General features: G+C 68.9%; 19 protein-coding genes and 1 tRNA gene. 16 read left to right on the forward strand and 4 right to left on the reverse strand.

All coding sequences use genetic code 11. The features are described 5' to 3' along the window. Window positions 1–12: 12 nt before the first annotated feature. From ftsY to Q0C12_RS00955, 4 genes are read left to right on the forward strand one after another with little or no spacing between them, the layout of a single operon-like run. Window positions 13–1,086, forward strand: a complete 1,074-nt coding sequence (ftsY, locus tag Q0C12_RS00940) for a signal recognition particle-docking protein FtsY (protein ID WP_290884910.1) — start codon at window positions 13–15, stop codon at window positions 1,084–1,086. After that, window positions 1,086–2,312 (forward strand): hypothetical protein, encoded by a 1,227-nt coding sequence (locus Q0C12_RS00945; protein WP_290884912.1) that lies wholly within the window; start codon window positions 1,086–1,088, stop codon window positions 2,310–2,312. The genes ftsY and Q0C12_RS00945 overlap by 1 nt, the downstream gene beginning before the upstream one ends. After that, complete coding sequence (gene mutY / locus Q0C12_RS00950) at window positions 2,305–3,345, forward strand: A/G-specific adenine glycosylase (protein ID WP_290884915.1); 1,041 nt, start codon at window positions 2,305–2,307, stop codon at window positions 3,343–3,345. The genes Q0C12_RS00945 and mutY overlap by 8 nt, the downstream gene beginning before the upstream one ends. Then, complete coding sequence (locus Q0C12_RS00955; RefSeq protein WP_290884918.1) at window positions 3,342–3,614, forward strand: oxidative damage protection protein; 273 nt, start codon at window positions 3,342–3,344, stop codon at window positions 3,612–3,614. Before mutY ends, Q0C12_RS00955 begins: the two co-directional genes overlap by 4 nt. A 58-nt stretch (window positions 3,615–3,672) precedes the next feature. Here the strand turns inward: Q0C12_RS00955 and Q0C12_RS00960 are convergent, their stop codons facing one another. After that, on the reverse strand, window positions 3,673–4,128 hold the full coding sequence (locus Q0C12_RS00960; RefSeq protein ID WP_290884921.1) for a DUF6491 family protein: 456 nt from the start codon (window positions 4,126–4,128) through the stop codon (window positions 3,673–3,675). Window positions 4,129–4,322: 194 nt separating this feature from the next. Between Q0C12_RS00960 and Q0C12_RS00965 the strand changes: the two genes are divergently transcribed. Further along, a tRNA-Phe gene (locus Q0C12_RS00965) sits at window positions 4,323–4,398 on the forward strand. A 14-nt stretch (window positions 4,399–4,412) separates the two neighbouring features. Here the strand turns inward: Q0C12_RS00965 and Q0C12_RS00970 are convergent. Continuing rightward, on the reverse strand, window positions 4,413–5,441 hold the full coding sequence (locus tag Q0C12_RS00970; RefSeq protein WP_290884924.1) for a site-specific integrase: 1,029 nt from the start codon (window positions 5,439–5,441) through the stop codon (window positions 4,413–4,415). Between the two features lie 140 nt (window positions 5,442–5,581). Here Q0C12_RS00970 and Q0C12_RS00975 point away from each other — a divergent pair. Then, a protein-coding gene (locus Q0C12_RS00975; protein WP_290884927.1) for an IS3 family transposase occupies window positions 5,582–6,726 on the forward strand; the annotation gives its coding sequence in 2 pieces (ribosomal slippage) (window positions 5,582–5,828 and window positions 5,828–6,726; 1,146 coding nt in all). Between the two features lie 280 nt (window positions 6,727–7,006). Here Q0C12_RS00975 and Q0C12_RS00980 read toward each other — a convergent pair. Beyond that, window positions 7,007–7,390 carry a hypothetical protein gene (locus Q0C12_RS00980; protein WP_290884930.1) on the reverse strand — a complete coding sequence of 128 codons (384 nt, stop codon included), beginning with the start codon at window positions 7,388–7,390 and terminating at the stop codon, window positions 7,007–7,009. A gap of 645 nt (window positions 7,391–8,035) precedes the next feature. Between Q0C12_RS00980 and Q0C12_RS00985 the strand changes: the two genes are divergently transcribed. Next, window positions 8,036–9,135, forward strand: a protein-coding gene (locus Q0C12_RS00985; protein WP_290884933.1) for an IS3 family transposase whose coding sequence is annotated in 2 segments (ribosomal slippage) — window positions 8,036–8,285 and window positions 8,285–9,135 — 1,101 coding nt in all. Because the reading frame shifts where the segments join, the coding sequence is not laid out codon by codon here. Window positions 9,136–9,222: 87 nt separating this feature from the next. Here Q0C12_RS00985 and Q0C12_RS00990 read toward each other — a convergent pair. Beyond that, the gene (locus Q0C12_RS00990) at window positions 9,223–11,730 is read right to left on the reverse strand and encodes a S8 family serine peptidase (protein ID WP_290884936.1); all 2,508 of its coding nucleotides are present in this window, start codon (window positions 11,728–11,730) and stop codon (window positions 9,223–9,225) included. A gap of 220 nt (window positions 11,731–11,950) precedes the next feature. Between Q0C12_RS00990 and Q0C12_RS00995 the strand changes: the two genes are divergently transcribed. The 9 genes from Q0C12_RS00995 to Q0C12_RS01035 all read left to right on the forward strand — a co-directional run bounded on the left by Q0C12_RS00995 (window position 11,951) and on the right by Q0C12_RS01035 (window position 21,650). Continuing rightward, window positions 11,951–12,781 carry a DUF6689 family protein gene (locus Q0C12_RS00995; RefSeq protein ID WP_290884938.1) on the forward strand — a complete coding sequence of 277 codons (831 nt, stop codon included), beginning with the start codon at window positions 11,951–11,953 and terminating at the stop codon, window positions 12,779–12,781. Window positions 12,782–12,843: 62 nt separating this feature from the next. Continuing rightward, window positions 12,844–13,704 (forward strand): GAF domain-containing protein, encoded by an 861-nt coding sequence (locus Q0C12_RS01000; RefSeq protein ID WP_290884940.1) that lies wholly within the window; start codon window positions 12,844–12,846, stop codon window positions 13,702–13,704. Next, window positions 13,701–16,847: a serine/threonine-protein kinase gene (locus Q0C12_RS01005; protein ID WP_290884943.1), complete on the forward strand. Its 3,147-nt coding sequence runs from the start codon at window positions 13,701–13,703 to the stop codon at window positions 16,845–16,847. The genes Q0C12_RS01000 and Q0C12_RS01005 overlap by 4 nt, the downstream gene beginning before the upstream one ends. Further along, the gene (locus tag Q0C12_RS01010; protein ID WP_290884946.1) at window positions 16,844–17,605 is read left to right on the forward strand and encodes a sensor histidine kinase; all 762 of its coding nucleotides are present in this window, start codon (window positions 16,844–16,846) and stop codon (window positions 17,603–17,605) included. The genes Q0C12_RS01005 and Q0C12_RS01010 overlap by 4 nt, the downstream gene beginning before the upstream one ends. Beyond that, window positions 17,602–18,261 carry a response regulator transcription factor gene (locus Q0C12_RS01015; protein WP_290884949.1) on the forward strand — a complete coding sequence of 220 codons (660 nt, stop codon included), beginning with the start codon at window positions 17,602–17,604 and terminating at the stop codon, window positions 18,259–18,261. The genes Q0C12_RS01010 and Q0C12_RS01015 overlap by 4 nt, the downstream gene beginning before the upstream one ends. A gap of 86 nt (window positions 18,262–18,347) precedes the next feature. Continuing rightward, the gene (locus Q0C12_RS01020) at window positions 18,348–18,704 is read left to right on the forward strand and encodes a hypothetical protein (RefSeq protein WP_343212417.1); all 357 of its coding nucleotides are present in this window, start codon (window positions 18,348–18,350) and stop codon (window positions 18,702–18,704) included. Between the two features lie 68 nt (window positions 18,705–18,772). Continuing rightward, window positions 18,773–19,318 carry a lipocalin family protein gene (locus tag Q0C12_RS01025; RefSeq protein WP_290884952.1) on the forward strand — a complete coding sequence of 182 codons (546 nt, stop codon included), beginning with the start codon at window positions 18,773–18,775 and terminating at the stop codon, window positions 19,316–19,318. 57 nt (window positions 19,319–19,375) lie between these two features. Continuing rightward, window positions 19,376–19,840 (forward strand): hypothetical protein, encoded by a 465-nt coding sequence (locus Q0C12_RS01030; RefSeq protein ID WP_290884955.1) that lies wholly within the window; start codon window positions 19,376–19,378, stop codon window positions 19,838–19,840. Window positions 19,841–19,859: 19 nt separating this feature from the next. Further along, a complete protein-coding gene (locus tag Q0C12_RS01035) occupies window positions 19,860–21,650 on the forward strand; it encodes an acyl-CoA dehydrogenase C-terminal domain-containing protein (protein WP_290884958.1) in 1,791 nt (596 codons plus the stop codon). Window positions 21,651–21,705 lie beyond the last annotated feature (55 nt).

The following is a 21,705-nucleotide window of genomic DNA, read 5'->3' on the forward strand; positions in this document are numbered from 1 at the left end:
GAAAGCAGCGCGATGTTCGATTTCCTGAAGAAGAAACCCGAGAAACCCGAGCCGGCCAAGCCCGCCGAGGCGCCCACGCGCGCGGGTTTCAGCCCCGAGGACCTGGCGCGCGCGTTCACCGTGCACCAGGAGGAGAAGCAGGCCCGGCTGGAGGCCGAGCGCGCCGAGGGCCGCGAGGCCATGCGCGGCACCTTGGGCGGCACGCTGTTCGCGCGCAGCCTGGGCGGTCTGTTCGCGCGCAACCCGAAGCTGGACGAGGACCTGCTCGACGAGATCGAGACCGCGCTGATCACGGCCGACGTCGGCGTCACCGCCACCCGCGAGATCGTCGAGCGCATGCGCAAGCGCATGAAGGCGCGCGACTTCGCCGACGCCCAGGCCCTGCTGACCGCCCTTCGCAACGACCTGCTGGCGATGCTCAAGCCGGTGGCCAAGCCGCTCGGGATCGACGCCGAAGCCAAGCCCTTCGTCATCCTCACCGTCGGCGTGAACGGCGTCGGCAAGACCACCACCATCGGCAAGCTGGCGCGCCGCTTCCAGCTCGACGGCCATACGCTGATGCTCGCCGCGGGCGACACCTTCCGCGCCGCCGCGGTCGAGCAGCTCAAGATCTGGGGCGAGCGCAACAACGTCGCCGTGATCGCCCAGGGCCAGGACGCCGATCCGGCGTCGGTCGCCTTCGACGGCCTGCAGGCGGCGAAGGCGCGCGGCGTGGACGTGCTGATCGCCGACACCGCCGGCCGGCTGCACACCCAGCAGGGCCTGATGGCCGAGCTGGGCAAGATCCGCCGCGTGCTGGGCAAGGTGGATGCGCGCGCGCCGCACGAGGTGCTGCTGGTGATCGACGGCACCACCGGCCAGAACGCACTCAACCAGTTGCGCCAGTTCCACGCCGCGGTGAACGTGACCGGCCTGGTCGTCACCAAGCTCGACGGCACCGCCAAGGGCGGCGTGCTGTTCGCGCTGGCGCGTGAGTTCGGCATCCCGATCCGCTTCATCGGCCTGGGCGAAAAGCCCGAGGACCTGCGCGTGTTCGATCCCGAGGGCTTCGTGGACGCGCTGCTGCCCGGCACGCTCGGGGCCTGATGGCGGACGCGCCGCGCAAACGCCGCTGGCCCTGGATCCTGGCGGCCCTCGTCGCCCTGGCCGGGCTGGCTGCTGTCTGGGTCAATCGGCAGCTCGAACCCAACCGGCTCACGGCCACGGTGCTCGCGCGCGCCGGCGAGGCGATGGGGCTCGAGTTGACGATCGAAGGCACGCCCGAGTACGCGCTGCGGCCCGAGCCGCGGTTGGTGTTGCCGGGACTGAAGGTGCGGCAGCCCGGTGCCGCCGCGCCCTGGATACTTCGCGCCGAGCGCGCCGAGGTTTCGCTGCCCTGGGACACGCTGACCGGCGGCGACTCGCGGGTGATCACGCGCCTGGAGCTGCAGCGGCCCGAGCTGGACCTGGACGCGTTCGAAACCTGGCAGGCATCGCGGCCGCCTTCCGCCGCGCCCTTCGAGTTACCTACGTTCACCGATGGGCTGTTGCTGCGCGACGGGCGAATCCTTGGCACGGACTGGGCGATCGAAGCCTTCGCGCTCGAACTGCCCGAACTGGTGCCGGACGCGCCGGCGAGCGCCGAACTCTCCGGCCGCTTCGTGCAGCCGACGACAGAGATCGTGTTCGCCGGCCGGCTGGATGCCGATCGCGCCGGTCTCGCGACCCCGCTTGCGCTGGATGCGAACGGACGCCTGCGCAGCGGCGACACCGACGTGCCCTGGACCCTGGCGATGGCCGGCCAGCTCGACGCGACCGGCGAGCCGCTGTCGATCTCTTTCGACAAGCTGCAGTGGCGCTCGGAGTCCCCGCTGCCCGACCTGGACGGCGCTGGCCGCGTGGACTACGGCGAGGCGCTGTCGCTGCAGCTCAAGGGCGAACTGCCGCGCTGGCCCGCCGGCTGGCCGGCCCTGCCCGAGCCGCTGGCTTCGTCGACGGCGGCCTTCGGATTCGCGCTGCAATACGACGGCCCGCCCGACGCCAGCGGGCCGTTTGCGCTGCTGCTGCGCCGGGACGAGACGGTGCTGGAAACCACGCTGGTCGTTCCCGGACTGATGGCCTGGCTCGACGCCGACGCCGCCAACCCGCTGCCGCCGCTGTCGGGCACGCTGCAAGCGCCGCGCCTCGACGTCGGCGGCGCAACATTAGAGGGCGTGCGCATTACCCTCGATGACGAGGCAACCGACACCGCCCCTGCAGGAGGGACTTCAGTCCCGAACGCCGCGGCGATCGGGACTGAAGTCCCTCCCACAAAAGGCGACGGCGATGAGTGATTTCGCCCAGCGCCTGCTGCAGTGGTTCGACCGCGACGGCCGCCACGACCTGCCCTGGCAGCACCCGCGCACGCCCTACCGCGTCTGGCTGTCGGAAATCATGCTGCAGCAGACCCAGGTGCAGACCGTCATTCCGTACTACCTGCGGTTCCTGGACGAGCTGCCCACCCTGCCCGACCTCGCCGCCGCCGACACCGACCGCGTGCTGGCGCTGTGGGCGGGCCTGGGCTACTACGCCCGCGCGCGCAACCTGCACAAGGCCGCGCGCGTTTGCGTGGCGGAACACGGCGGCGAGCTGCCCCGCGATTTCGAGGCGATGGCCGCCCTGCCCGGCATCGGCCGCAGCACCGCCGGCGCAATCCTGGCGCAGGCGCACGGCGACCGGTTCCCCATCCTCGACGGCAACGTGAAGCGCACGCTGGCGCGCTACCACGGCATCGGCGGCTGGCCCGGCAGCAGCGCGGTGGAAAAGCAGATGTGGGCGCTGGCCGAACAGCACTTGCCCGACAAGCGCCTGGCCGACTACACGCAGGCGATCATGGATTTCGGCGCAACCCTGTGCACGCGCCACGACCCCGCCTGCGTGCTGTGCCCGCTGCAGGACGAATGCGTCGCGCGGCGCGAGGGCCGGGTCGAGCAGCTGCCCGAGGCCAAGCCCGGCAAGCCGCTGCCCGAGCGCCGCACGCTGATGCTGCTGGTGCGCGACGCGCGCGGCCAGGTGCTGCTGGCGCGCCGCCCGGAGACCGGGGTTTGGTCGGGGATGTGGTCGCTGCCCGAGGCCGCCAGCCACGACGAAGCGCGCGATTTCCTGCGCCCGCACGCGCTCGACTTTGATGCCGCCGAGCCGCTGCCGCTGATCGAGCACACCTTCAGCCACTACCGCCTGCGCATCGAACCGATGGGCTGGCGCGTGGCCGAGCCCGCCGCCACGATCGGCGTGGATGCCGGATTGCGCTGGCAGCCCCTCGACCGCCTGCACGAGGTCGGCCTGCCCGCCCCCGTCAAGAAACTACTGGGAAGCCTGACGCCATGAGCCGCACCGTCTTCTGCGAAAAACTCCAGCGCGACAGCGAAGGCCTGGCCTTCGTGCCCTGGCCCGGCGCGCTGGGCAAGCGCGTGTTCGAACACATCGGCCGCGAGGCCTGGCAGCAGTGGCTGGCGCACCAGACCATGCTGATCAACGAAAACCGCCTCTCGCCCATGGACCCCAAGCACCGGGCCTTCCTGGAGGCCGAGATGGAGAAATTCCTGTTCGCAGGCGGCGCCGAGAAACCCGCGGGCTACGTGCCGCCCGAGGCCTGAAGACACGAAGCCCGCGCAACTGGCGCGGGCTTCGCGGTGAAGCACGGACGACCGGGGATCAGCTGGCGCTGGAGGCCACGGCGTTTTCCCGGGCGGCACGCATCGCGGCCACGTCCACCTTGCGCAAACCTTCGATCTTGCAGCGCTCGCCCTGGCTGCCGACGATGTAGCCGTTCGAGGTGTTCATGGTCTGCATCTCGTTGACCATGTCGATGCGGATCGACAGCGAGTTGGACATGCGGCGGCAGCCGGCGTCCTGCTTGAGGTCGACCAGCCAGGCGGTGCGCTGGTTCTGCCACACGAGCAGGTGGTGGTTGCCCAGCACTTCGTACTTGTAGGGCTCGTTGAGGAAGCGGACCTTCTCGACCGGCTCGCCGGCGTGGGCGCGGGCCAGTTCGAGGTTCTCGGCGTAGCGGGCCTCGCGCTCTTCCTTCGATTCCCGGGCCATGGCCGGGGAGGACAGGGAAACCACGAGGGCGGCGGTGATTGCGGCAAGCACGGGGCGGACGGACATTGCACAGCTCCTGGTTCGGACCCCAAGCGGGCCACGTCCCTACCCTAACCTCGACCACGGCCGACGCGTCCCCACCCCCGGCCAGGCGTTCATAAGGAATTTAGGGCCCTGAACCGGCTTGCCCCGGCCAGCCGGGTTCCGCTATGATTCGCCGCTCGCCCGGGCCCGCCCGGTGCGCATGCCAGCCAAATCCTGGCCGAGTAGCTCAGTTGGTAGAGCAGGGGATTGAAAATCCCCGTGTCGGCGGTTCAATTCCGTCCTCGGCCACCATATTCGTCAAGCACTTACGAAAGCCGCACTAGTTGCGGCTTTTGTTTGTGTGTCAAAAACGTGCCATCGATGCGGCTGGCCGCGCCCCGCAGGTGATCGGCCGCCAGATGCGCGTACCGAAGCACCATCTCGTAGCTCGCCCAGCCTCCCAGCTCCATCAGCTCCTGCAGCGGCGTGCCGTTCTGGACGTGCCAGGACGCCCAGGTGTGCCGCAGGTCGTGCCAACGAAAGCCGGGCTCGATGCCCGCCCTTTCCACCGCTTGCTTCCATGCCCTGGTCGAACACCGGGCGACGGGCTGGCCTTGGTAGGCGAACACGTATTCCCGATGCCCTCCCAGACGCCGACGCAACACGTCGAACGCGTCCTCGTTCAATGGAACGCCAATGGCCCTGCCGGCCTTGGCCTCGTCCGGATGGATCCACGCGACGCGACGGCTCATGTCCACCTGGTCCCATCGCAGGTAAGACACGTTGCGCTGCCGGAGCCCCGTCGTAAGCGCCAGCTGCGCCATATCCCGTAGGTGGAGCGGCAACTCGGTCAGGAGCCGCCGCGCCTCGTTCGGGGAAAGGAAGCAAATACGCTTCTTCGGTTCCCGGAAGAGCCGGACCTTGGGAATGTGATCCACCCACTCCCAATCGTCCTTTGCCCGTCGCAAGATCGACCGCACCAAGGCCAAGGTGCGATTGGCGGTGGAAGGGCTCGACTGAGCGGACTTCTTCTCGCCAATCTTCTCGACCACCTCCCGCGTCACCTGACTCAACATCAGGTGGCCCAGGAAGGGATGCAGCCAACGCAGGTTGGCCACATCCTTGTCGTGCGATCGCTTGTGGCTGGTTTCCTTCACCCACCTCACAGCGGCGTCCTGCCAGCTGCGATCAGGCTTCACGCCTAACCGCTGTTCTTCCCAGTACCTGACCTTCAATCGGTCGAGGAATTCCTGGGCTGCGGTTTGGTCGGGAGTCCCAGCAGAGCGGCGTATTCTTTCGCCGTTCGGCGTGGTGAAGGCGACCCACCAGACGTCACCCCGTTTTGATAGCCCCATGAAGATTTCTCCTCGTTGGAGCCACTTAACGGCGCTTGCCTGTGGGCAGCGTAAAGCTGACCGAGATACGTAGCAAGTGAATCGCCCCGGGTTCTCTAGACATCTCCAGGCCGTACATTACGGCAATTACGGAGGTGGGTATGGGTACCAAGCAGTACACGGACGAGTTCAAGGCCGAGGCGGCCCGGCAAGTGATCGAGCACGGCCGTTCAGTGCGTGAAGTCTCGACCCGGCTGGGAGTCAGCATCGATTCGATGTACGCCTGGGTCCGGCAGCACCGCAAGGCGCCGGTGGAACGGCAGGCCGATGCCGGGCTTGCCGCCGAGAATCGGCGGCTGCAGGCCGAGGTGAAGCGCCTGACCGAGGAGCGCGACATCCTAAAAAAGGCCGCAGCGTACTTTGCCAAGGGGTAAGGGCGAAGTACGCGTTCATGAAGGCGCATCAGCAGGAGTTCCGCGTGACCACGATGTGCCGAGTGCTGGGCGTCCAGCGCGCCGGCTTCTACGCGTGGCTGGCGGCGCCTGTCAGCGACCGGGCGAAGGAAGATCGCCGGCTCTCGGGACTGGTCAAGCAGGCCTGGCTCGAAAGCGGCACGGTCTACGGATATCGCAAGGTGGCCGGTGATCTTCGGGACTTGGGAGAAACCTGCGGCAAGCATCGGATCTATCGTCTGATGCGGGCGGAAGGGCTCAAGGCGCAGGTCGGCTATGGTCGCCGACCGAGGCCGCGAGGCGGCCTGCCGTCGACGGTGGCGCCGAACCGGCTCGACCGGCAGTTCACGGTGCCGGCTGCGAACACGCACTGGGTTACCGACATCACCTATATCCGAACCCACGAAGGTTGGATTTACCTGGCTGTCGTCTTGGATCTGTTTTCGCGCCAGATCGTCGGTTGGGCCACGCAGGGCCACATGCAGGCCGACCTGGTGCTGCAGGCGCTGACGTCGGCCGTATGGCGTCGCAAACCGGAGTCGGGGCTGATGCTTCACTCGGACCAGGGCAGCCAGTTCACCGGAGGCGACTGGCAGGCCTTCCTCAAAGCCCATGGCATCGTTTGCAGCATGAGCCGACGCGGTAATTGCCACGACAACGCGGTCGCTGAGAGCTTCTTCCAGCTGCTGAAGCGGGAGCGGATCCGTCGCAAGATCTACCTGACCCGGGCAGCGGCCCGGAGTGATCTGTTCGACTACATCGAGATGTTCTACAACCCCCGCCGCCGCCACGGCTCCAACGGAGGCTTGTCTCCGGTAGAGTTTGAAAGGCGGTCGGGACATTCAGGCCAGTAGATGTCTACGAAACCCGGGGCGATTCAAACAGACTAGCCTGCGCGATACAGCTGAATCAGGTGAGATTGGACTCCAAATAGCACCGCTATTGAAATTGGGGGACTCGGTGGAGCCCCGTCTCGGCGCCGTAGTACTACCCCGGGTAGCTCAGGGTCGTTAACCAGCCGAGCCAGGCGGCCAGGCACGAGGCTCCCAACGAATCAACGGTACCTGCTGCCCCCCTCCAGCGCTTAATCGTGAGGCATGGGAGAGCTGCGGCGTATCGATAACGTGCGCGTGTCTATTCGGACCTGTACTCAGCGCAACTCTCTATCCGCTCATTCACCGGCTGATCGACTTCGAAGTCGGGATCGGAATCTTCTCCAATGAACTGAAACGTCTTAACAAGGCAACTTTCGATTTCTCCGTCCGTAACACTGACCTCGATAACCCGTTGAATGACGTTGTGGGTGGACGCCTCCGGAAGACCGCAGCCGCTCAAAGTGGCTGTTCGTCGGGAAACTGCAACCCAAGTGAACTTCGCATTCACTCCCTGGCGCTCTGCATCAGAAGGAGGCCCTAAGGCCTCTAAACCCGCGGCGTTCGAACCCAACCGTTGGAACTCGGAAAAACCGTCCTTGAGCTCTTGCCCGACGACCACTTCCGGCATGCCTTCGATGACCACAGGTTTGCAGTCTACATTGGTGTCTTGGCAACCAAGGAGCAAGAGGACTAAAAAAGTAGTAATCCTCATCTCATCACCATCCTAAGTTATTGCAGTTGAAGCATTCAAATTCGTAGTTGTAAATCTGACTGTGAGTAAATGTCCCATGCCCCACCTCATGGGCGAGCAGAGACGCCAGTGAACAGGGGAACTTAGAAAACGCAATTGGATAGATCGCTACGCGGCCACTTCCCAGGTACTGGCCGTACATCGCAGGGATCGGCTTGCCAGCTGCGTCCCGAAGGAGCTTACCCTTTGCGTCTCCTTTGTACGTCTGTGGATGGTACTCAAACTGAGCGTTCTGGAGGTCCGTAATCAAGTCCTGCTTCTCAAACGGATCAATACAATAGTTCTTCTTTCGATCGCCTTCACCACAGTCCATGCACTTTGTGCAAGTCTTCATCGTAGCGACAGCATCGTCCAGAGCGCGCCTCATCAGCATTTCTTGGTTTTTATCAAACCCGATGAACGTAGCAAGCCCGAAGACATCGATGTTCCGCGTTGGACTTCCCTTCCCGTAAAGATAAGTAGCCGTGCTGACCTGAGACGGATCGTGTAGCCAGTTGGCTGGTGAGTTCTCTACCCTTAACAGGCAAGGAGAGCTCCATGAAGAAGCGATTCACCGACGAGCAGATCATCGGCATCCTGCGCGAGGCCGAGGTCGGCGCCATGTCGATCAAGGCCCTGTGCAAGAAGCACAACCTGACCGAGCAGACCTTTTTCCGCTGGCGCAACAAGTTCGGCGGCCTGGACGTGCCCGACGCCCGGCGGCTCAAGGACCTCGAGTCCGAGAACGCCCGGCTCAAGCGGCTGGTGGCCGAGCAGATGCTGGTCATCGACGGGATGAAGGAGATCGTCCGAAAAAAATGATGACCCCGTCGGAACGACGCGACACGGTCCAGGTGCTGGTCCGTCGGGGACTCTCGCAGCGAAAGGCCCTTCATTACCTGGGCCTGAGCCGCCGCATCGCCAGCTACGCCCCGCGCCAGGCCGCCAAGGACCAGGCGGTGGCCGAGCGACTGCTCGCCGCGTCGCCGAAGGTGCCGCGCTTCGGGTATCGCCGGATGGCGGCGTGGCTGGATCTGGGCGAGGCCCGGGTGCGGCGTCTGTGGCGCCAGCTGGGGTTGAACATTCCCCGCCGCCGGCCGCGTCGCCGCCGTTCCGGCAACGACATTCGCCTGCCGGGCGCGGTTCGCCCGAATGCGGTTTGGAGCTACGACTTCGTCCACGACCAGATGGTCGACGGGCGCGCCCTGAAGATGCTGTGCGTGATCGACGAATACACCCGCGAATGCCTGGCCATCGAGGTCGGGGCCAGCCTGCGGGCGCAGGACGTGATCCTGACCTTGTCGCGGCTGATGCGGATCTACGGCAAGCCGGCTTTTGTCCGCTCCGACAACGGCGCCGAGTTCACCGCGGCTAAGGTGATGCGCTGGCTGCGCGACGCGGCGATCGGTCCGGCCTTCATCGCGCCGGGCAGCCCTTGGCAGAACGGGTTCGTCGAGAGCTTCAACGGCAAGCTTCGGGACGAGTTGCTGAACCGGGAATGGTTCCGCAGCCGCGCCGAGGCAAAGGTGCTGATCGAACGCTGGCGGCAGTTCTACAACGAGCAGCGACCGCACAGCGCCCATGGCTACAAGCCCCCGGCGACCATTCGCCGGAACTGGTCGGAACCCGATACCATCCACCCCGGACTCACTGGCTGATTGGCTACAAGTTCCATACTCAGGTCACCCGCCCTCAAGAAAAAGGCCCGGCCAAAACGGCCGGGCCTTGGGGTCACGCAGGTACGGTCAGTCTTCGGCCGACTGGTACTGCACCTGGAACCGGCTGGCGGCCACGGCGTAGGCGGCGCGCGTCACCGCCTGGCCCGGATCGAAGTAGGCCTTGATGGTCGGCTGCAGGTCGAACGGCCCCTGCACCAGCGCGAACCGTGCGTTGATCACGCCCGTATCCAGCGCGTACTGCACGTAGCCGCGCTGGCTGGCCGGGATCGCGCCGGCGTCCTCGAGGGCGATGCGCTGGCCGTTGAACAGCACGGTGAGCGGACCATTGAACGACGTGGCGAGATCCTGCAGGCCCTGGGCCTGCACCAGCGCATAGGCCAGGTCGAGGCGGCTCACGTTGGCACCGGGCTTGAACTGCCCGTTCACCAGGCGCATCACGCCGGCGTCGTCCTGGCCCAGGTCGCGCAGCGGCGCACCCTTGGCGATGGCCGCTTCGGCGTAGGCGTACTCCCGGGTGCTGGGCGACACGTCGCCAAAGCTCGGCACGCCCGACAGCGGCAGCGACTGGCGGATGCTGGCGCCCATCAACAGGTACTGTGCCAGCTCGGCCCGCTTGAGCTGCTGGTCGGGGCGGAACTTCCTGTCCGAGTAGCCGTCCACGAGGCGATTGGCGACGGCGAACTCGATCGCAGTGCGCGCCGGATGCGAGTGCACGTCGTCAAGGCCCGTGTAGCCGCCGCTGTTGATGAAGCTGATCTCGCCCTCGATGATGCCTGGCGCGGCGACGCCATTGGTGCTGCGGGTCGGATCCACCGCCACGCCGGACACAGAACCGATGCCGCTCACCGAGATCTTCCAGGTGCCGGCCTTGCCGGGCGCGCCGGTGGTGATGGTGCTCCCGAGCACCGGCAGCGCGATCGACGAACCGTAGCGAACGCCATCCGGATCGGTCAGCACGATCGCCACCGTGTTGGTGTCGGTGGTGGCGCGGGCCGAGACGAAGGCCACTTCCGGGCCAACTTCGAACGCAACTTCCTCCGGCTCGCCGACCGGCGAGAACAGGATTGAGAACGGCAGCGGCTCGCCGCCCGGGGCCAGCAGCGCATTGCTGTTGAACTCGCGCAGGACGTTCACGGTACGGCCGTAATCGGTGCGCAGCCCCTGCGCCGCCGCGACCGCGGCATACGCGTTGACGTGGCCGGCACCGGCCTCCCAGGCCAGGCGGCCGGTCATGTTGGCGGCGGTTTCCTCGAGGATGGACTTCGCCTCCATGGGCGTGAGGTTCGGGTTGGCCTCGAACATCAGGGCGAGGATGCCCGACACGTGCGGAGTCGCCATCGAGGTGCCGCTGGAGTGGGTGTAGAACGGCAGGTGCGCCGGCGCCATCGCCGCCGCGTCCTGCTCCGCCGACAGCGCGCCCAGTGCGCTGGTGCTGGCGCGGGTGGAGATGATGTCCACGCCGGTGGCGACGACGGTGGGCTCGTTGAAGTAAGTCCACGACTTGCCGTCCGGCATCGTGAAGGTGCCGCTCTCGCCGCGGTTGCCGCGCGAGGAGAACGACGTGAGCACGCCATCCTTCTCGCCCGCGCCGACCGAGATCACCCAGGGCGCCTGCGCGTACGGGTTGTGGGTGTCTTCGCCCGGGCCGTCATTGCCGGCGGCGAAGACGCTGACGATACCGCGCTTGTAGAGCTCGTACGTCGCGATGCTCACCGGGTGCATCGGATCGAACTTTCCCGAGGTGCCCCAGGAGTTGCTGGTGACGCGGATCGGGTGGTCGAAGCTGAACTGGTGCGTCGCCGCATAGTCCAGGCCGCCGACCGCGTCCAGGATGAAGAGTGCGCCGCCCGAGCCGTAGCCCACCAGCTTCGCGCCGGGCGCCACGCCGCGGTACAGGCCGCCCGAACGCTCGCCGGTGCCGCCGACGGTGCCGGCGACATGGGTGCCGTGGCCCGAGCCACCGAGGTCGGTGTTGAGCTGGTCCTCGACATACAGCATCGGCGAGATGCCCGGGCCCGCGAGGTCGTTGGCCAGGCTGGCGAGGATGTTCTGCGCGGCCTGGACGTTCTGCACGACGTTCTCGCCGAACTTCAGGTCCTCGTGGGTCGCGTCGATGCCGGAGTCGTTCACCACCACGGTCACGCCGCGGCCGCTGTAGGGAATCGCGCGGCTGAAGTCGGCCGGGTTCTCGACCACCCGCGCGGCGCCGCTGATCTCGCGCTGCTCCTTGTTGAAGAAGCGCAGCGGGGCGTTGAAATAGATCGAAGCAACGTCGTCGCGCGCGGCCAGAGCGCGGATCTCGGCGGGGGTCGCCAGCGCGCCGGCGATCGGCAGGGTGTGCATGTGCACGCCGCGGTCGATGCCCAGGTCGCGCAGCGCGGCGATCTGGGCGGCGGTGACCGGTCCGGACTGCTCGTAGCTGATGACGATCTGCAGGTCCTCGGTGGCCGGGGTGCTGGCGAGCAGGCGGGTGAGTTCAGGGTCGATCCGGGCCTCGGCGACCGCGAGGCCGCTGGCGAGCATGCCGACCGACAGGGCCGACAGGCGGGCAATACGTGAAATGGTGACAGGCATCACACTCTCTCCGTTCTGGGTTAGCCGCTTTCGGGTTTGTGCGGCTCGCCAAGCAGCTTCTGCCCGCCCCCCGCCGCCACCAATCCGGCAGAGCCCCCAACCGGCGTGGGGGAAAACCCCTAGAGACTTGCGGCCGGCTGCTGGCCTAAGATGCAGCGGTCGCCCGGCACAGGCGCGACGAAATGACGCATCGGACGCGCACCCACCCACGGAGTTCCCGATGACTGCCGTCGCTCGAAAGCTGTTCGCCCTCTTGCTCGCGCTGTCGCCGTTGCCGGCGCTGGCGCAGCCCGTCCCCGTCACCGTCGAGGTTTCCGGGAACTCCGCCATGGTGCGGATCGGCGGAAGCGTCGCGCCGCTGGCCGACCTGCGCCTCGATTTCGACGACGCCAGCGGTCTCAGCGCCGCCTCGCTGGGCGTCAGCGCGGAGTTGGTGAACCCGGGTGCCGCCTCGGTGCTGTCGCGCTTGCCCGTGGGCGGCGGCGCGCTCGTGCCGGCGGAGCTTCCGCTGATGATCACCATCGAACCTGCCTCGCTCGGCGGCCTGTCGTTCCGCCGCCTGGTGCACGTCGAGCTGCACACCCACGCCCTGGTCTACACCGCGGGCTCGCGGTACCGCTTGCTCAAGGCACCGCTGGGCGGCGGCTTCCGGGACATCACCGGCTCCGTCAGCCCCGGCAGCGTGCGCACGCGCGGCACCACCGGCGGCTTCTCGCAGTTCCTGGTGGTGCTCGACGCGCGCCCCACGCTCGACGTCGTCTCGGCCAAGCTGGCCCGGCTGCGGGCCGAGGCGGCCAAGCTGCCGGCGCTGGAGGCGGCGCCACTGCAGGCGCAGCTGGATGCGATCGAGTCGGGCCTGGGCGACGAACGCTACGCGGACGCCATCGGCGCGGCCGAGGCGATGCGGCAGCGGGTGTCGGCGCGGGCGGGCCTGGCCATCCCCCAGGAGTGGCGTGCGCTGCGTGACCGCGACAACGTCGCGGGCGAGCTCCTGGCCGGCCTCGACACCCTCGTCTTCAGCATCGGCTACCTTCGCGACCACGGCGACTGACGCCCCATGGACCGCGCCCCAGCGCTGGCGCCGCCGGCCACCGGCGGCGCTAAGATGGGGCCATGCCCGCGCGCCTGACCGCCTACCTACCCGAGTGCGCCGCCGAACGGTTCGTGCTGTCCGGGGACGGCCCCCATCCGATCGGGCGCGCCGACGGTTGCGCGGTGCAACTGGCCCACGCGTCGGTGTCGCGCCGGCACGCCACGCTGGCGTTCGCCGGGGATAACTGGATCCTCGCGGACGCGGGCAGCAAGAACGGCAGCTTCATCGATGGCGTCGCGTCCGACGGCCTTCCGCGGCGCGGCGGCGCCTGGCTTCGATTCGGTGACGTCGCCTGCGAGCTGGAAATCATCGACGACGCGACCCTGGCGCGCACTCGCCTCGAATCGGGCCAACGCCGGGACGCCGCCACCGCACTCACCCTCGCCCTCGCGCGCGAACCCGCGCGCGTCGGACTGCTGGAGGCAACGCTGGACGCGATCATCGACCTGGCCGGCGCCGAGCGCGGCATGCTGCTGCTGCCCGGGAAGGATGGCTTCACTCCGCAGGCGTGGCGGGGATTCGCCGCGGGCACCGACGCGGCGAAATTCGCCGGCAGCACCACGGCCCTCGCCCAGGCCCTCCGCACGCGCCGGCCGGTCGTCGCCCACGACCTGTCGCTCGAGTCGGCGCTGGCGGGCCAGGCATCGGTCGTCTCGGCCGGACTTCGCGCGCTGGCCTGCCTGCCGCTGGTGCTGGGCGAGGACGTCCTGGGCCTGGCCTACGTCGACAGCCGCCGCCCGGGCGCCGCGATCACGCGGATCGACCTGGAGCTGCTGGAGGCCTTCGCGGAGCGCGCAACGCTCTGGCTGGCCGCGCGGCGCAACCAGGCAGCGCTCGCGCCCGGCGCGGCCGCGTTGCCGCCGGGCGGAGGCGCGGCGTGAGCGATGCTCTTCTTCCAGGCGACGACCCAACGCTGACCGGCTCCGGCGCGGTCGTGGACCTCGCGCCCGGCACGCGGCTCGCGGATCGCTTCACCATCGAACGGCGCATCGGCACCGGCGGCATGGGGGTGGTCTACCGCGCCCGCGACGAGGATTTGGGCATAACGGTCGCGCTGAAGCTGCTGCGCAGCGAGCTGGCCGCGCGTCCCGAGGCGTTCGAGCGCTTCCGGCAGGAACTGCTGCTCGCGCGACAGGTATCGAGTCCGCGCGTGGTCCGCATCCACGACATCGCGCGGGACGGAGATCGCTGGTTCATCAGCATGGATTTCGTGGACGGCCAGTCGCTGGACCAGTGGCTCGACCACCGCGGCCCGGTGGACGTCGAACAGGCCCTGGCCATCGCACGGCAGATCGCCGAGGGACTGCGGGCCGCGCACGCGAGCGGCATCGTCCATCGGGACCTCAAGCCCGCCAACGTCCTGATCGACGCTGAGGGCAACGCGCTCATCAGCGACTTCGGCGTGGCGCGCTCGCTCGGCGCCACCGGCATCACGCACACCGGCGCCATCGTCGGCACACCCGACTACCTGGCCCCGGAACAAGCCCGCGGCGGTACCGTGGATGCCCGGGCCGACCTCTACGCGTTGGGCCTGATCCTCTACGAAATGCTGGCGGGCGAGCCCGCGTTTGCAGGTGCGACCGCCGCCGAGTCCATGGCGCGGCGGATGGTCTCCGGCCCGCCCCCCATCGAGTCCCGGCGCGCCGCGCTGCCCCGTTGGGTAGCCCGCCTGGTGGCGCGCATGCTTCGCCCCACTCCGGCCCATCGCTTGCGCGATGCCGAAGCCGTGATCCAAGCCATCGACGCACGCCAGGTCCCGGCGGCGCTGCCGCGCGCGGCGTGGCCGCTGCTGGGCCTTGCCGCGGCAGGCGCCCTCGCCGCGCTGGCGCTGCTGGCGCCCTGGCGGGATCCGGTCCCGGCCATTCCCCCGGCGCCACCACGGATCGTACTGATGGCGGAAGCCGGTGCCGACGATCCGGTGCTGGGCGGTGCCGCCGAGGCACTGCGGCTGGGCCTGGAAGGCCAACCGGGCGTCGCCGTCGCCGATGGCGAGCGGATCCAGTTGGCCCTGGCCCAATCCGGGCTGGCCGGCAAGGGCGCCGCGGACGACGTGGCGCTGCGAAGGGCGCTGCCTGCGGATCGCATCGTGCGCCTGCGGTCAGTGCGATCCGGCGACGGCCTGGCGTTCGAAGCGGTGATCAGTGGCGACGGCCGGGCGCCACAGGTGGTGGCCGGCCCGTCGCGCAGCTCTCCGGCGGCGGCCGCGAGGGACCTGCTGCCGCTGCTTGCGGTCGAACTCTCGGTTCCGGCCGCTGGCCCGGTGCTGGCGGGCGACGAGGACCTCGAGGCCTACGGGCAGGCACTCGCCCTGCTGCGCGCCGGCCGCGCCGAGGCCGCCGCCGATGCCCTCGAAGAGATCGCCGAGGCCAATCGCGACCATGCCCCCGCACTCGCCGCGCTGGTGGAGGCGGCACGCATCTCGGGTCGCCGCGCGCTGGCGCTCGACACCGCCCGCCTCGCCGACCAGCTTCCTGGCCAGCCGCTGGGCGAGCCGCTGGCGGCCTGGCGCGCCGCGCTGGAGGGCGACACCGAGCGGGCCATCGCGTTGGCCACCGCGGCGACGCCGGGCCTTGAAGGTGATCCTGGCCACCAGCTGCGGATCGCCGAGATCGCCCTGGATGGCGGCAGCCTCGAGGTCGCCGAAGCGAGCCTCGCGATCGCCGCAGCGAACGACCAGCAGGATCCGCGCGCCTGGTTCCTGCGGGGAAAGACCGCGATTCTCAGGGGTGAGCACCGGGTTGCGGTCGAGGATCACCTCGTGCGCGCGCTGGTGCTGTTCAAACGCTCGCGCGACCTGCGCGGCGAGGCCGAGACGGTGAACGCCCTCGGCGTCGGCTACGCCCGCCTGGGCCAGACCGGTGACGCGCAGGAGAACTACGAAAAAGCCCTGGCGCTGCGCCGCGATCTGGGGGATCGGCGCGGCATCGCCAGCAGCCTGCGAAACCTCGCCCAGATCGACGTTTTCAGCGGGCGTCTCGACCAGGCCGCCACGCGACTGGCGGAAGCACGCGGCCTGTTCACGGACCTGGGCGACAACCCGGGCATCGCCGCCGTCGAAAACGAACTCGGCCTGCTGGAAGAGGAGCGCGGCAACTACCCGGCGGCGCTGGCGGCCTATCGCCGGGGCCTGCGCAGCCGCGAGCGCAGCGGCGATCCCCTCGGCATGGCCGAGAGTCTGAACAACGTCGGCTTCGCGCATTTCCAGCTCGGCGACTATGACAACGCGCGCGCGCTCTGGCGGCAGGCGCGCGATGCCTTCGCCGGCCTCGACGACGCCAATGGCGTGGTGCGGGCCGAGCAGAACCTGGGCTTGCTGGAGACCGCGCGCGGTGACTGGAAACGGTCCCGCCTGCTGCTTGAGGAGTCGCTGCAAACGGCCGAGCAGCGGCAGATGCTGGAGGAAGCCGCAGTGAGCCTGCGCAACCTGGTGGAGCTGGAAATCCTCGAAGGCAACCTGGACACCGCCGAACAACAGCTCGATCGGGCCAGCCGCCTGTTCGAGTCGCGGCAGGACCAGCGCGGGCGCACCGATGCCGCCCTGCTCGCGGCGAGGATCGCCCTGGCCCGCGGAAACCCCGCGGATGCGCTGGCCTTGATCGACACGCTGCCCGACGGCGCCGGGACCGGAACGCCGGAGCAGGCCACGCTCGCGCAACTGCTGCGCGCGCGCGCGCTGGCGGGCACGGATCGCGATGACGACGAACGGCAGGCGCTCGACGACGCCGCGGCGCTGGCAGACCGCGCCGGCATCCGCGTGCTGCAGCTCGAGGCACGCGTGCTGTCTTCACGGGCGCCGGACGCCGCGCTCGACGACGCGGTGCGCCAGTTGGGCCATCTCCCGCTGCAATTGGCCTGGCTCGAGCGCCGCGCCGGGCTGGCGCTCGCCGCCGGCGACCTGGCCGGCGCAGGCGCCGCGCTGGACGAAGCACGGGAGCTTTTGGCCGACGGCCGCGCCTACTATCGCCGGACGCACCTTGAAGCGCTGGCGCGGCAGGCCGGCGCCGACGGCTGGCAGTCGCCATGACCACGCCGGATGCCGACGCTGAACTGGCGCGGCTGGGCCGCGAGTACGCCGACCTGGTGGCGCGCCTGGAGTCGAACCAGGCTAGGTTCCAGCGCCTGGCCCGCGCCATGTACCGGGTACAGGAGGACGAGCGCCGGCGCCTGGCACGCGACCTCCACGACGGGCTTGGCCAGAACCTGACCGCGCTCAAGCACCAGCTGATGCTGCTCCAGGGCAGTCTGGGCCAGACGGAGCCTGCGGGCGCACGGCTATCCGACGCCATCACCCTGTGCGAACAGACCCTGGCCGACACCCGGCTGCTGTCGCGCCTGCTCCGCCCGCAGGTGCTCGACGACCTGGGATTGGTGCCGGCACTGCGCTGGCTGGGCCGCACGCTCGCGCAACCTGCGGGGGTTTCCGTGGAGATCGAGGCGGGCGAGGTTCCGGAACCGGACGAGGACACCCGGACGCTGGTGTTCCGGGTCGCGCAGGAGGCCCTGACAAATTCGATCCGGCACGCCGCGGCCGAGCACGCCGGTTTCCGCCTCAGCGTCGAACGCGGGCGCCTTCGATTCGAAGCCTGGGACGATGGCCGGGGCTTCGACGCCGAACAGGCGCGCCAGGCCGGGCATTCCGGCGAGGGCAGCGGCCTGGGCGCCATGCGCGAGCGCGCGGCGCTGCATGGCGGGACGCTGCAGCTGGTGACGCATCCAGGCGCCGGGACACGGCTCAGGCTCGAGGTGCCGCTGGCCGGCGATGCTGGCAGACTCGCGCCATGAGCGACGCCGCCGCGCCCAGCATTCGCGTCCTGATCGCCGATGACCACCGGATGGTCCGGGAAAGCCTGGTCGCGGTGCTCGAGTCTGCCGGCTGCTGCCGCATCATCGGCCAGGCCGCCGATGGCCAGGAGGCCATCACGCTGTGCATGGAGCTGGCCCCGGACGTCGCCGTCATCGACCTGTCGATGCCCGGCCTCAATGGCCTGGAGGTGGTGCGCCGCCTGCGCGAGAAGTGCCCCGCCACCCGAACCCTGGTCCTGACGATGCACGAGGACGAGGAATACCTGCTGCAGTCCGTTCGCGCCGGTGCATCCGGTTTCCTGCTCAAGGACAGCCCCGCGAGTGAACTGATCGAGGCCATCCGCGGCATCGCGCGGGGCCGCGGCCATTTCAGTGCGGACGCCAGCCGCCTGCTGGCCGCACACCTGCAGCAGCCCGAGCGCGGACTCGAGGATCCCTACCGCGACCTCACGCCACGCGAACGCGAGGTCTTCCACCTGATCGCCGACGGTCTGACCACGAAGGAGATTGCCCGGCGCCTGGACATCAGCACCAAGACCGCGGAGAACCACCGCGCCCGCGTTCTTCACAAGCTGGGCGCGCGCAATACGGCGGAAGTGGTGCGCTACGCGATCAGGCGCGGCCTAGCGCGCTGACGCGCCGACGGCGGCGCGCAACTGGGCTACCCTGTGCACGGCGCCGAGGCGCCCTGACCCACCCCACCGCGCGAACCGGAAGCACCATGCCCAAGCCCACCCGCCCGCCTGCCGGGCGCGCCACCATCCCGCCGGAAAACCTCGGCGAACCCCACGCCCAACTGCGCGATGCCGCGGGCAAGCTGCTCGGCGGCATCGTCCGCAAGGACGGCGAGTGGGTGCTGGGGCTGGACGGCAGGATCGCCGGCACCTCGCACAGCGCCGCGCACGTGCTGGCCATCCTCAAGCGCGCGGCGGCGCTGCTGCGGGCCGAAGGCAAGCAGGTCGACCTGGTGTTCTCGGCGCCGCTGCGCGAGGCCGCGCACGCAGAAGCCGCCGCCGAGGGCCTGGATTTCGAGGCCTTCCAGGAAAAACTGGCGCGGGACATGGCCAGCGGCCGCTGAGCCGGTTCACGGTCCATCCATCCCCGGCGGCGTTACCCTGTGCCTCCCGGTTGGATGGAGCCCGCGCCATGAAAACCTTCCCCTCCCTAGCGCTGCTGCTCGCGCTCGCCGCCCCCGCGGCCGCCGACGAGCCGGCGCCGCTGCAGGCCGTGCCCGAGCTCGACCTCCAGCGCTATTCCGGCACCTGGCACGAAATCGCCCGGCTGCCGATGTACTTCGAGCGCCGCTGCGTCGGCGACATCACGGCCACCTATGTTCCGCTCGAAAGCGGCCGCGTGCAGGTCACCAACGCCTGCCTGCGCGACGACGGCGTGCGCATGAAGTCGGTGGGCATGGCCCGCCGCCCCGGCGACGCGCCGGCCAAGCTCGAGGTGCGCTTCGCCCCGGGCTGGCTGTCCTTCCTGCCGATGGTCTGGGCGGACTACTGGGTGATCGCGCTGGACGAGGACTACCGGTGGGCCCTGGTCGGGGAGCCCGACCGGGAGTACCTCTGGTTCCTGTCGCGCGAGCCGTCCATGGATGCCGAAACCTTCGAACGGCTGAAGGCCCGGGCGCGCGAGCTGGGCTATTCGCTCGACGAGTTGATCGTGGTCGTCCCGCCCCGGGCCGACTGACCCCGCAACGTACGGGCTGGTATGCTCAGCCGGTTCCCCACGCTTCCGGTGACCTTGATGCGAAACGTGAAAATCCTGGCCCTGCTGCTGCTCGCCGCCCTGCTCGCCGCCTGCGCCGGCGGCCCGCCCAAGCGCATCTTCCCGCCCCAGGCCAGCCTGCAGGAATTGCGCGTGCAGCCCGATGGCCAGTGGGCCGCCAGCATCCGCATCCAGAACTTCAGCACGGTGCCGATGCGCTTCTCCAGCCTCGACGCGACGCTGCTGGTCAACGGTGGCGAAGCCGCGCGCTTCACCCTCGACCCCGGCCTGAGCGTCGGCCCGGGCTCGAACGAGCTGGTGACCCACGTCTTCCGTCCCTCCGACGCCGCGCGCGCGGCCGTCGACGCGGCGCTGGCCAGCCGCGGCAGCGTCCGCTACGCGCTGTCGGGCCGCATCGCCGCCAGCGAACCCAAGACCGACCACCCCTTCGACTACCAGAGCGGCCTGAACCCGGTCCCGGGCCTGGCCGGCGTGCTGCGCTGACCCCACAGGAATTGAACGAATGAATCGCTACACCGCCCCCGTGCGCGACATGAAGTTCGCGCTCTACGACGTCATCGGCGCCGACAAGCTGTACGCAAAGCTGGGCATCGAACACGCCCAGCGCGACCTGCTCGATGCCGTGATGGAGGAAGCCGCGAAGTTCACCCAGTCCGTCCTGGCCCCGCTCAACGGCGTCGGCGACGAGCACGGCTGCGTGCACGACAAGGACACCGGTGCCGTCACCACGCCGCCAGGCTTCAAGGAGGCCTACGCGCAGTTCGTCGACGGCGGCTGGGCCGGCATCACTGCGCCCGAGGCCATGGGCGGCCAGGACCTGCCGGAAAGCTTCGGCGCCGCGCTCAAGGAAATGATCGACGCGGCGAACCTGAGCTGGGGCAACTACCCGCTGCTCTCGCACGGCGCCACCGAGGCGCTCAAGCACCACGGCGAGGACTGGCAGAAGGAGGTCTTCCTCAAGAAGATCATCGCCGGCGAATGGACCGGCACCATGTGCCTGACCGAGCCGCACTGCGGCTCCGACCTGGGCCTGCTCAAGACCAAGGCCGAGCCGCAGGCCGACGGCAGCTACAAGGTCAGCGGCACCAAGATCTTCATCACCGGCGGCGAGCACGACTTCACCGACAACATCATCCACCTGGTGCTGGCGCGCCTGCCGGACGCGCCCGCGGGCGTGAAGGGCATCTCGCTGTTCATCGTGCCCAAGGTGCAGGTGGCGCGCGACGGCACCGTCGGCGCGCGCAACGCGGTGCGCTGCGGCTCGATCGAACACAAGATGGGCATCCACGGCTCGGTCACCTGCGTGATGAACTTCGACGGCGCCCAGGGCTACCTGATCGGCCAGCCGAACAAGGGCCTCAATGCGATGTTCACCATGATGAACACCGCGCGACTCGCCGTCGGCCTGCAGGGCCTGGCGCTCATCGACCGCGCCTTCCAGAACGCGCTCGACTACTCGCGCGACCGCCTGCAGGGCCGCGCGCTGTCGGGGGCGAAGAACCCGGACAAGCCGGCCGATCCGCTGATCGTGCACCCCGACATCCGCCGCATGCTGCTCACCTGCAAGGCGCTGGCCGAGGGCGGCCGCATGCTGGCCCTGCACGCCGCCACGCTGGTGGACGTGCTCGAGCGCTCGAAGGACGAGGACGAGCGCAAGGAAGCCGACGTGCTGCTGGGCTTCCTCACCCCGATCGTCAAGGGCCTGCTGACCGAGTGGGGCAACGAGTGCACCTACCACGCGCTGCAGTGCTTCGGCGGCCACGGCTACGTGCGCGAATGGGGCATGGAGCAGCTGGCTCGCGACGCCCGCATCACCACCATCTACGAGGGCACCACCGGCATCCAGGCGCTCGACCTGCTGGGCCGCAAGACCATGCAGCTCCAGGGCGCGGGCCTGCAGCAGTTCCTGAAGATGATCCAGGGCTTCTGCACCGAGCACGCCACCGATGCCTCCATGACCGAGTTCGTGCTGCCGCTGGCCGAGATCGCCAAGCAGTGGGGCGAGCTGACCATGGAAGTCGGCAAGAAGGCGATGGCGAACGCCGACGAAGTGGGCGCGGCCTCGGTCGACTACCTCTTCTACTCCGGCTACGTCGCGCTGGCGTTCTGGTGGGCCAAGGCAGTCGCCGCGGCCGAGGCGGGCTCGCATCCGGCGGAGTTCAAGACTGCCAAGCGCGAGACCGCGCGCTTCTACTTCGCCCGCATCCTGCCGCGCACGCAGACGCATGCCGCCGCGATGCGCAGCGGCAGCGGCAACCTGCTGGCGCTCGACGCCGCGCTGTTCGACAGCTGATCGGCGGCACTACCCCGGAAACGACGAAGCCCGCCGATTGGCGGGCTTCTTCTTT

It is taken from the genome of Arenimonas sp., from assembly GCF_022842045.1.
Taxonomy (GTDB): Bacteria; Pseudomonadota; Gammaproteobacteria; order Xanthomonadales; family Xanthomonadaceae; genus Arenimonas.

Bases quoted from the DNA above. Each gene is read 5' to 3' on its own strand.
- ftsY (WP_290884910.1), top strand. From the start codon at position 13: ATGTTCGATTTCCTGAAGAAGAAACCCGAGAAACCCGAGCCGGCCAAG.
- Q0C12_RS00945 (WP_290884912.1), top strand. From the start codon at position 1,086: ATGGCGGACGCGCCGCGCAAACGCCGCTGGCCCTGGATCCTGGCGGCC.
- mutY (WP_290884915.1), top strand. From the start codon at position 2,305: ATGAGTGATTTCGCCCAGCGCCTGCTGCAGTGGTTCGACCGCGACGGC.
- Q0C12_RS00955 (WP_290884918.1), top strand. From the start codon at position 3,342: ATGAGCCGCACCGTCTTCTGCGAAAAACTCCAGCGCGACAGCGAAGGC.
- Q0C12_RS00960 (WP_290884921.1), bottom strand. From the start codon at position 4,128: ATGTCCGTCCGCCCCGTGCTTGCCGCAATCACCGCCGCCCTCGTGGTT.
- Q0C12_RS00970 (WP_290884924.1), bottom strand. From the start codon at position 5,441: ATGGGGCTATCAAAACGGGGTGACGTCTGGTGGGTCGCCTTCACCACG.
- Q0C12_RS00990 (WP_290884936.1), bottom strand. From the start codon at position 11,730: ATGCCTGTCACCATTTCACGTATTGCCCGCCTGTCGGCCCTGTCGGTC.
- Q0C12_RS00995 (WP_290884938.1), top strand. From the start codon at position 11,951: ATGACTGCCGTCGCTCGAAAGCTGTTCGCCCTCTTGCTCGCGCTGTCG.
- Q0C12_RS01000 (WP_290884940.1), top strand. From the start codon at position 12,844: ATGCCCGCGCGCCTGACCGCCTACCTACCCGAGTGCGCCGCCGAACGG.
- Q0C12_RS01010 (WP_290884946.1), top strand. From the start codon at position 16,844: ATGACCACGCCGGATGCCGACGCTGAACTGGCGCGGCTGGGCCGCGAG.
- Q0C12_RS01015 (WP_290884949.1), top strand. From the start codon at position 17,602: ATGAGCGACGCCGCCGCGCCCAGCATTCGCGTCCTGATCGCCGATGAC.
- Q0C12_RS01020 (WP_343212417.1), top strand. From the start codon at position 18,348: ATGCCCAAGCCCACCCGCCCGCCTGCCGGGCGCGCCACCATCCCGCCG.
- Q0C12_RS01025 (WP_290884952.1), top strand. From the start codon at position 18,773: ATGAAAACCTTCCCCTCCCTAGCGCTGCTGCTCGCGCTCGCCGCCCCC.
- Q0C12_RS01030 (WP_290884955.1), top strand. From the start codon at position 19,376: ATGCGAAACGTGAAAATCCTGGCCCTGCTGCTGCTCGCCGCCCTGCTC.
- Q0C12_RS01035 (WP_290884958.1), top strand. From the start codon at position 19,860: ATGAATCGCTACACCGCCCCCGTGCGCGACATGAAGTTCGCGCTCTAC.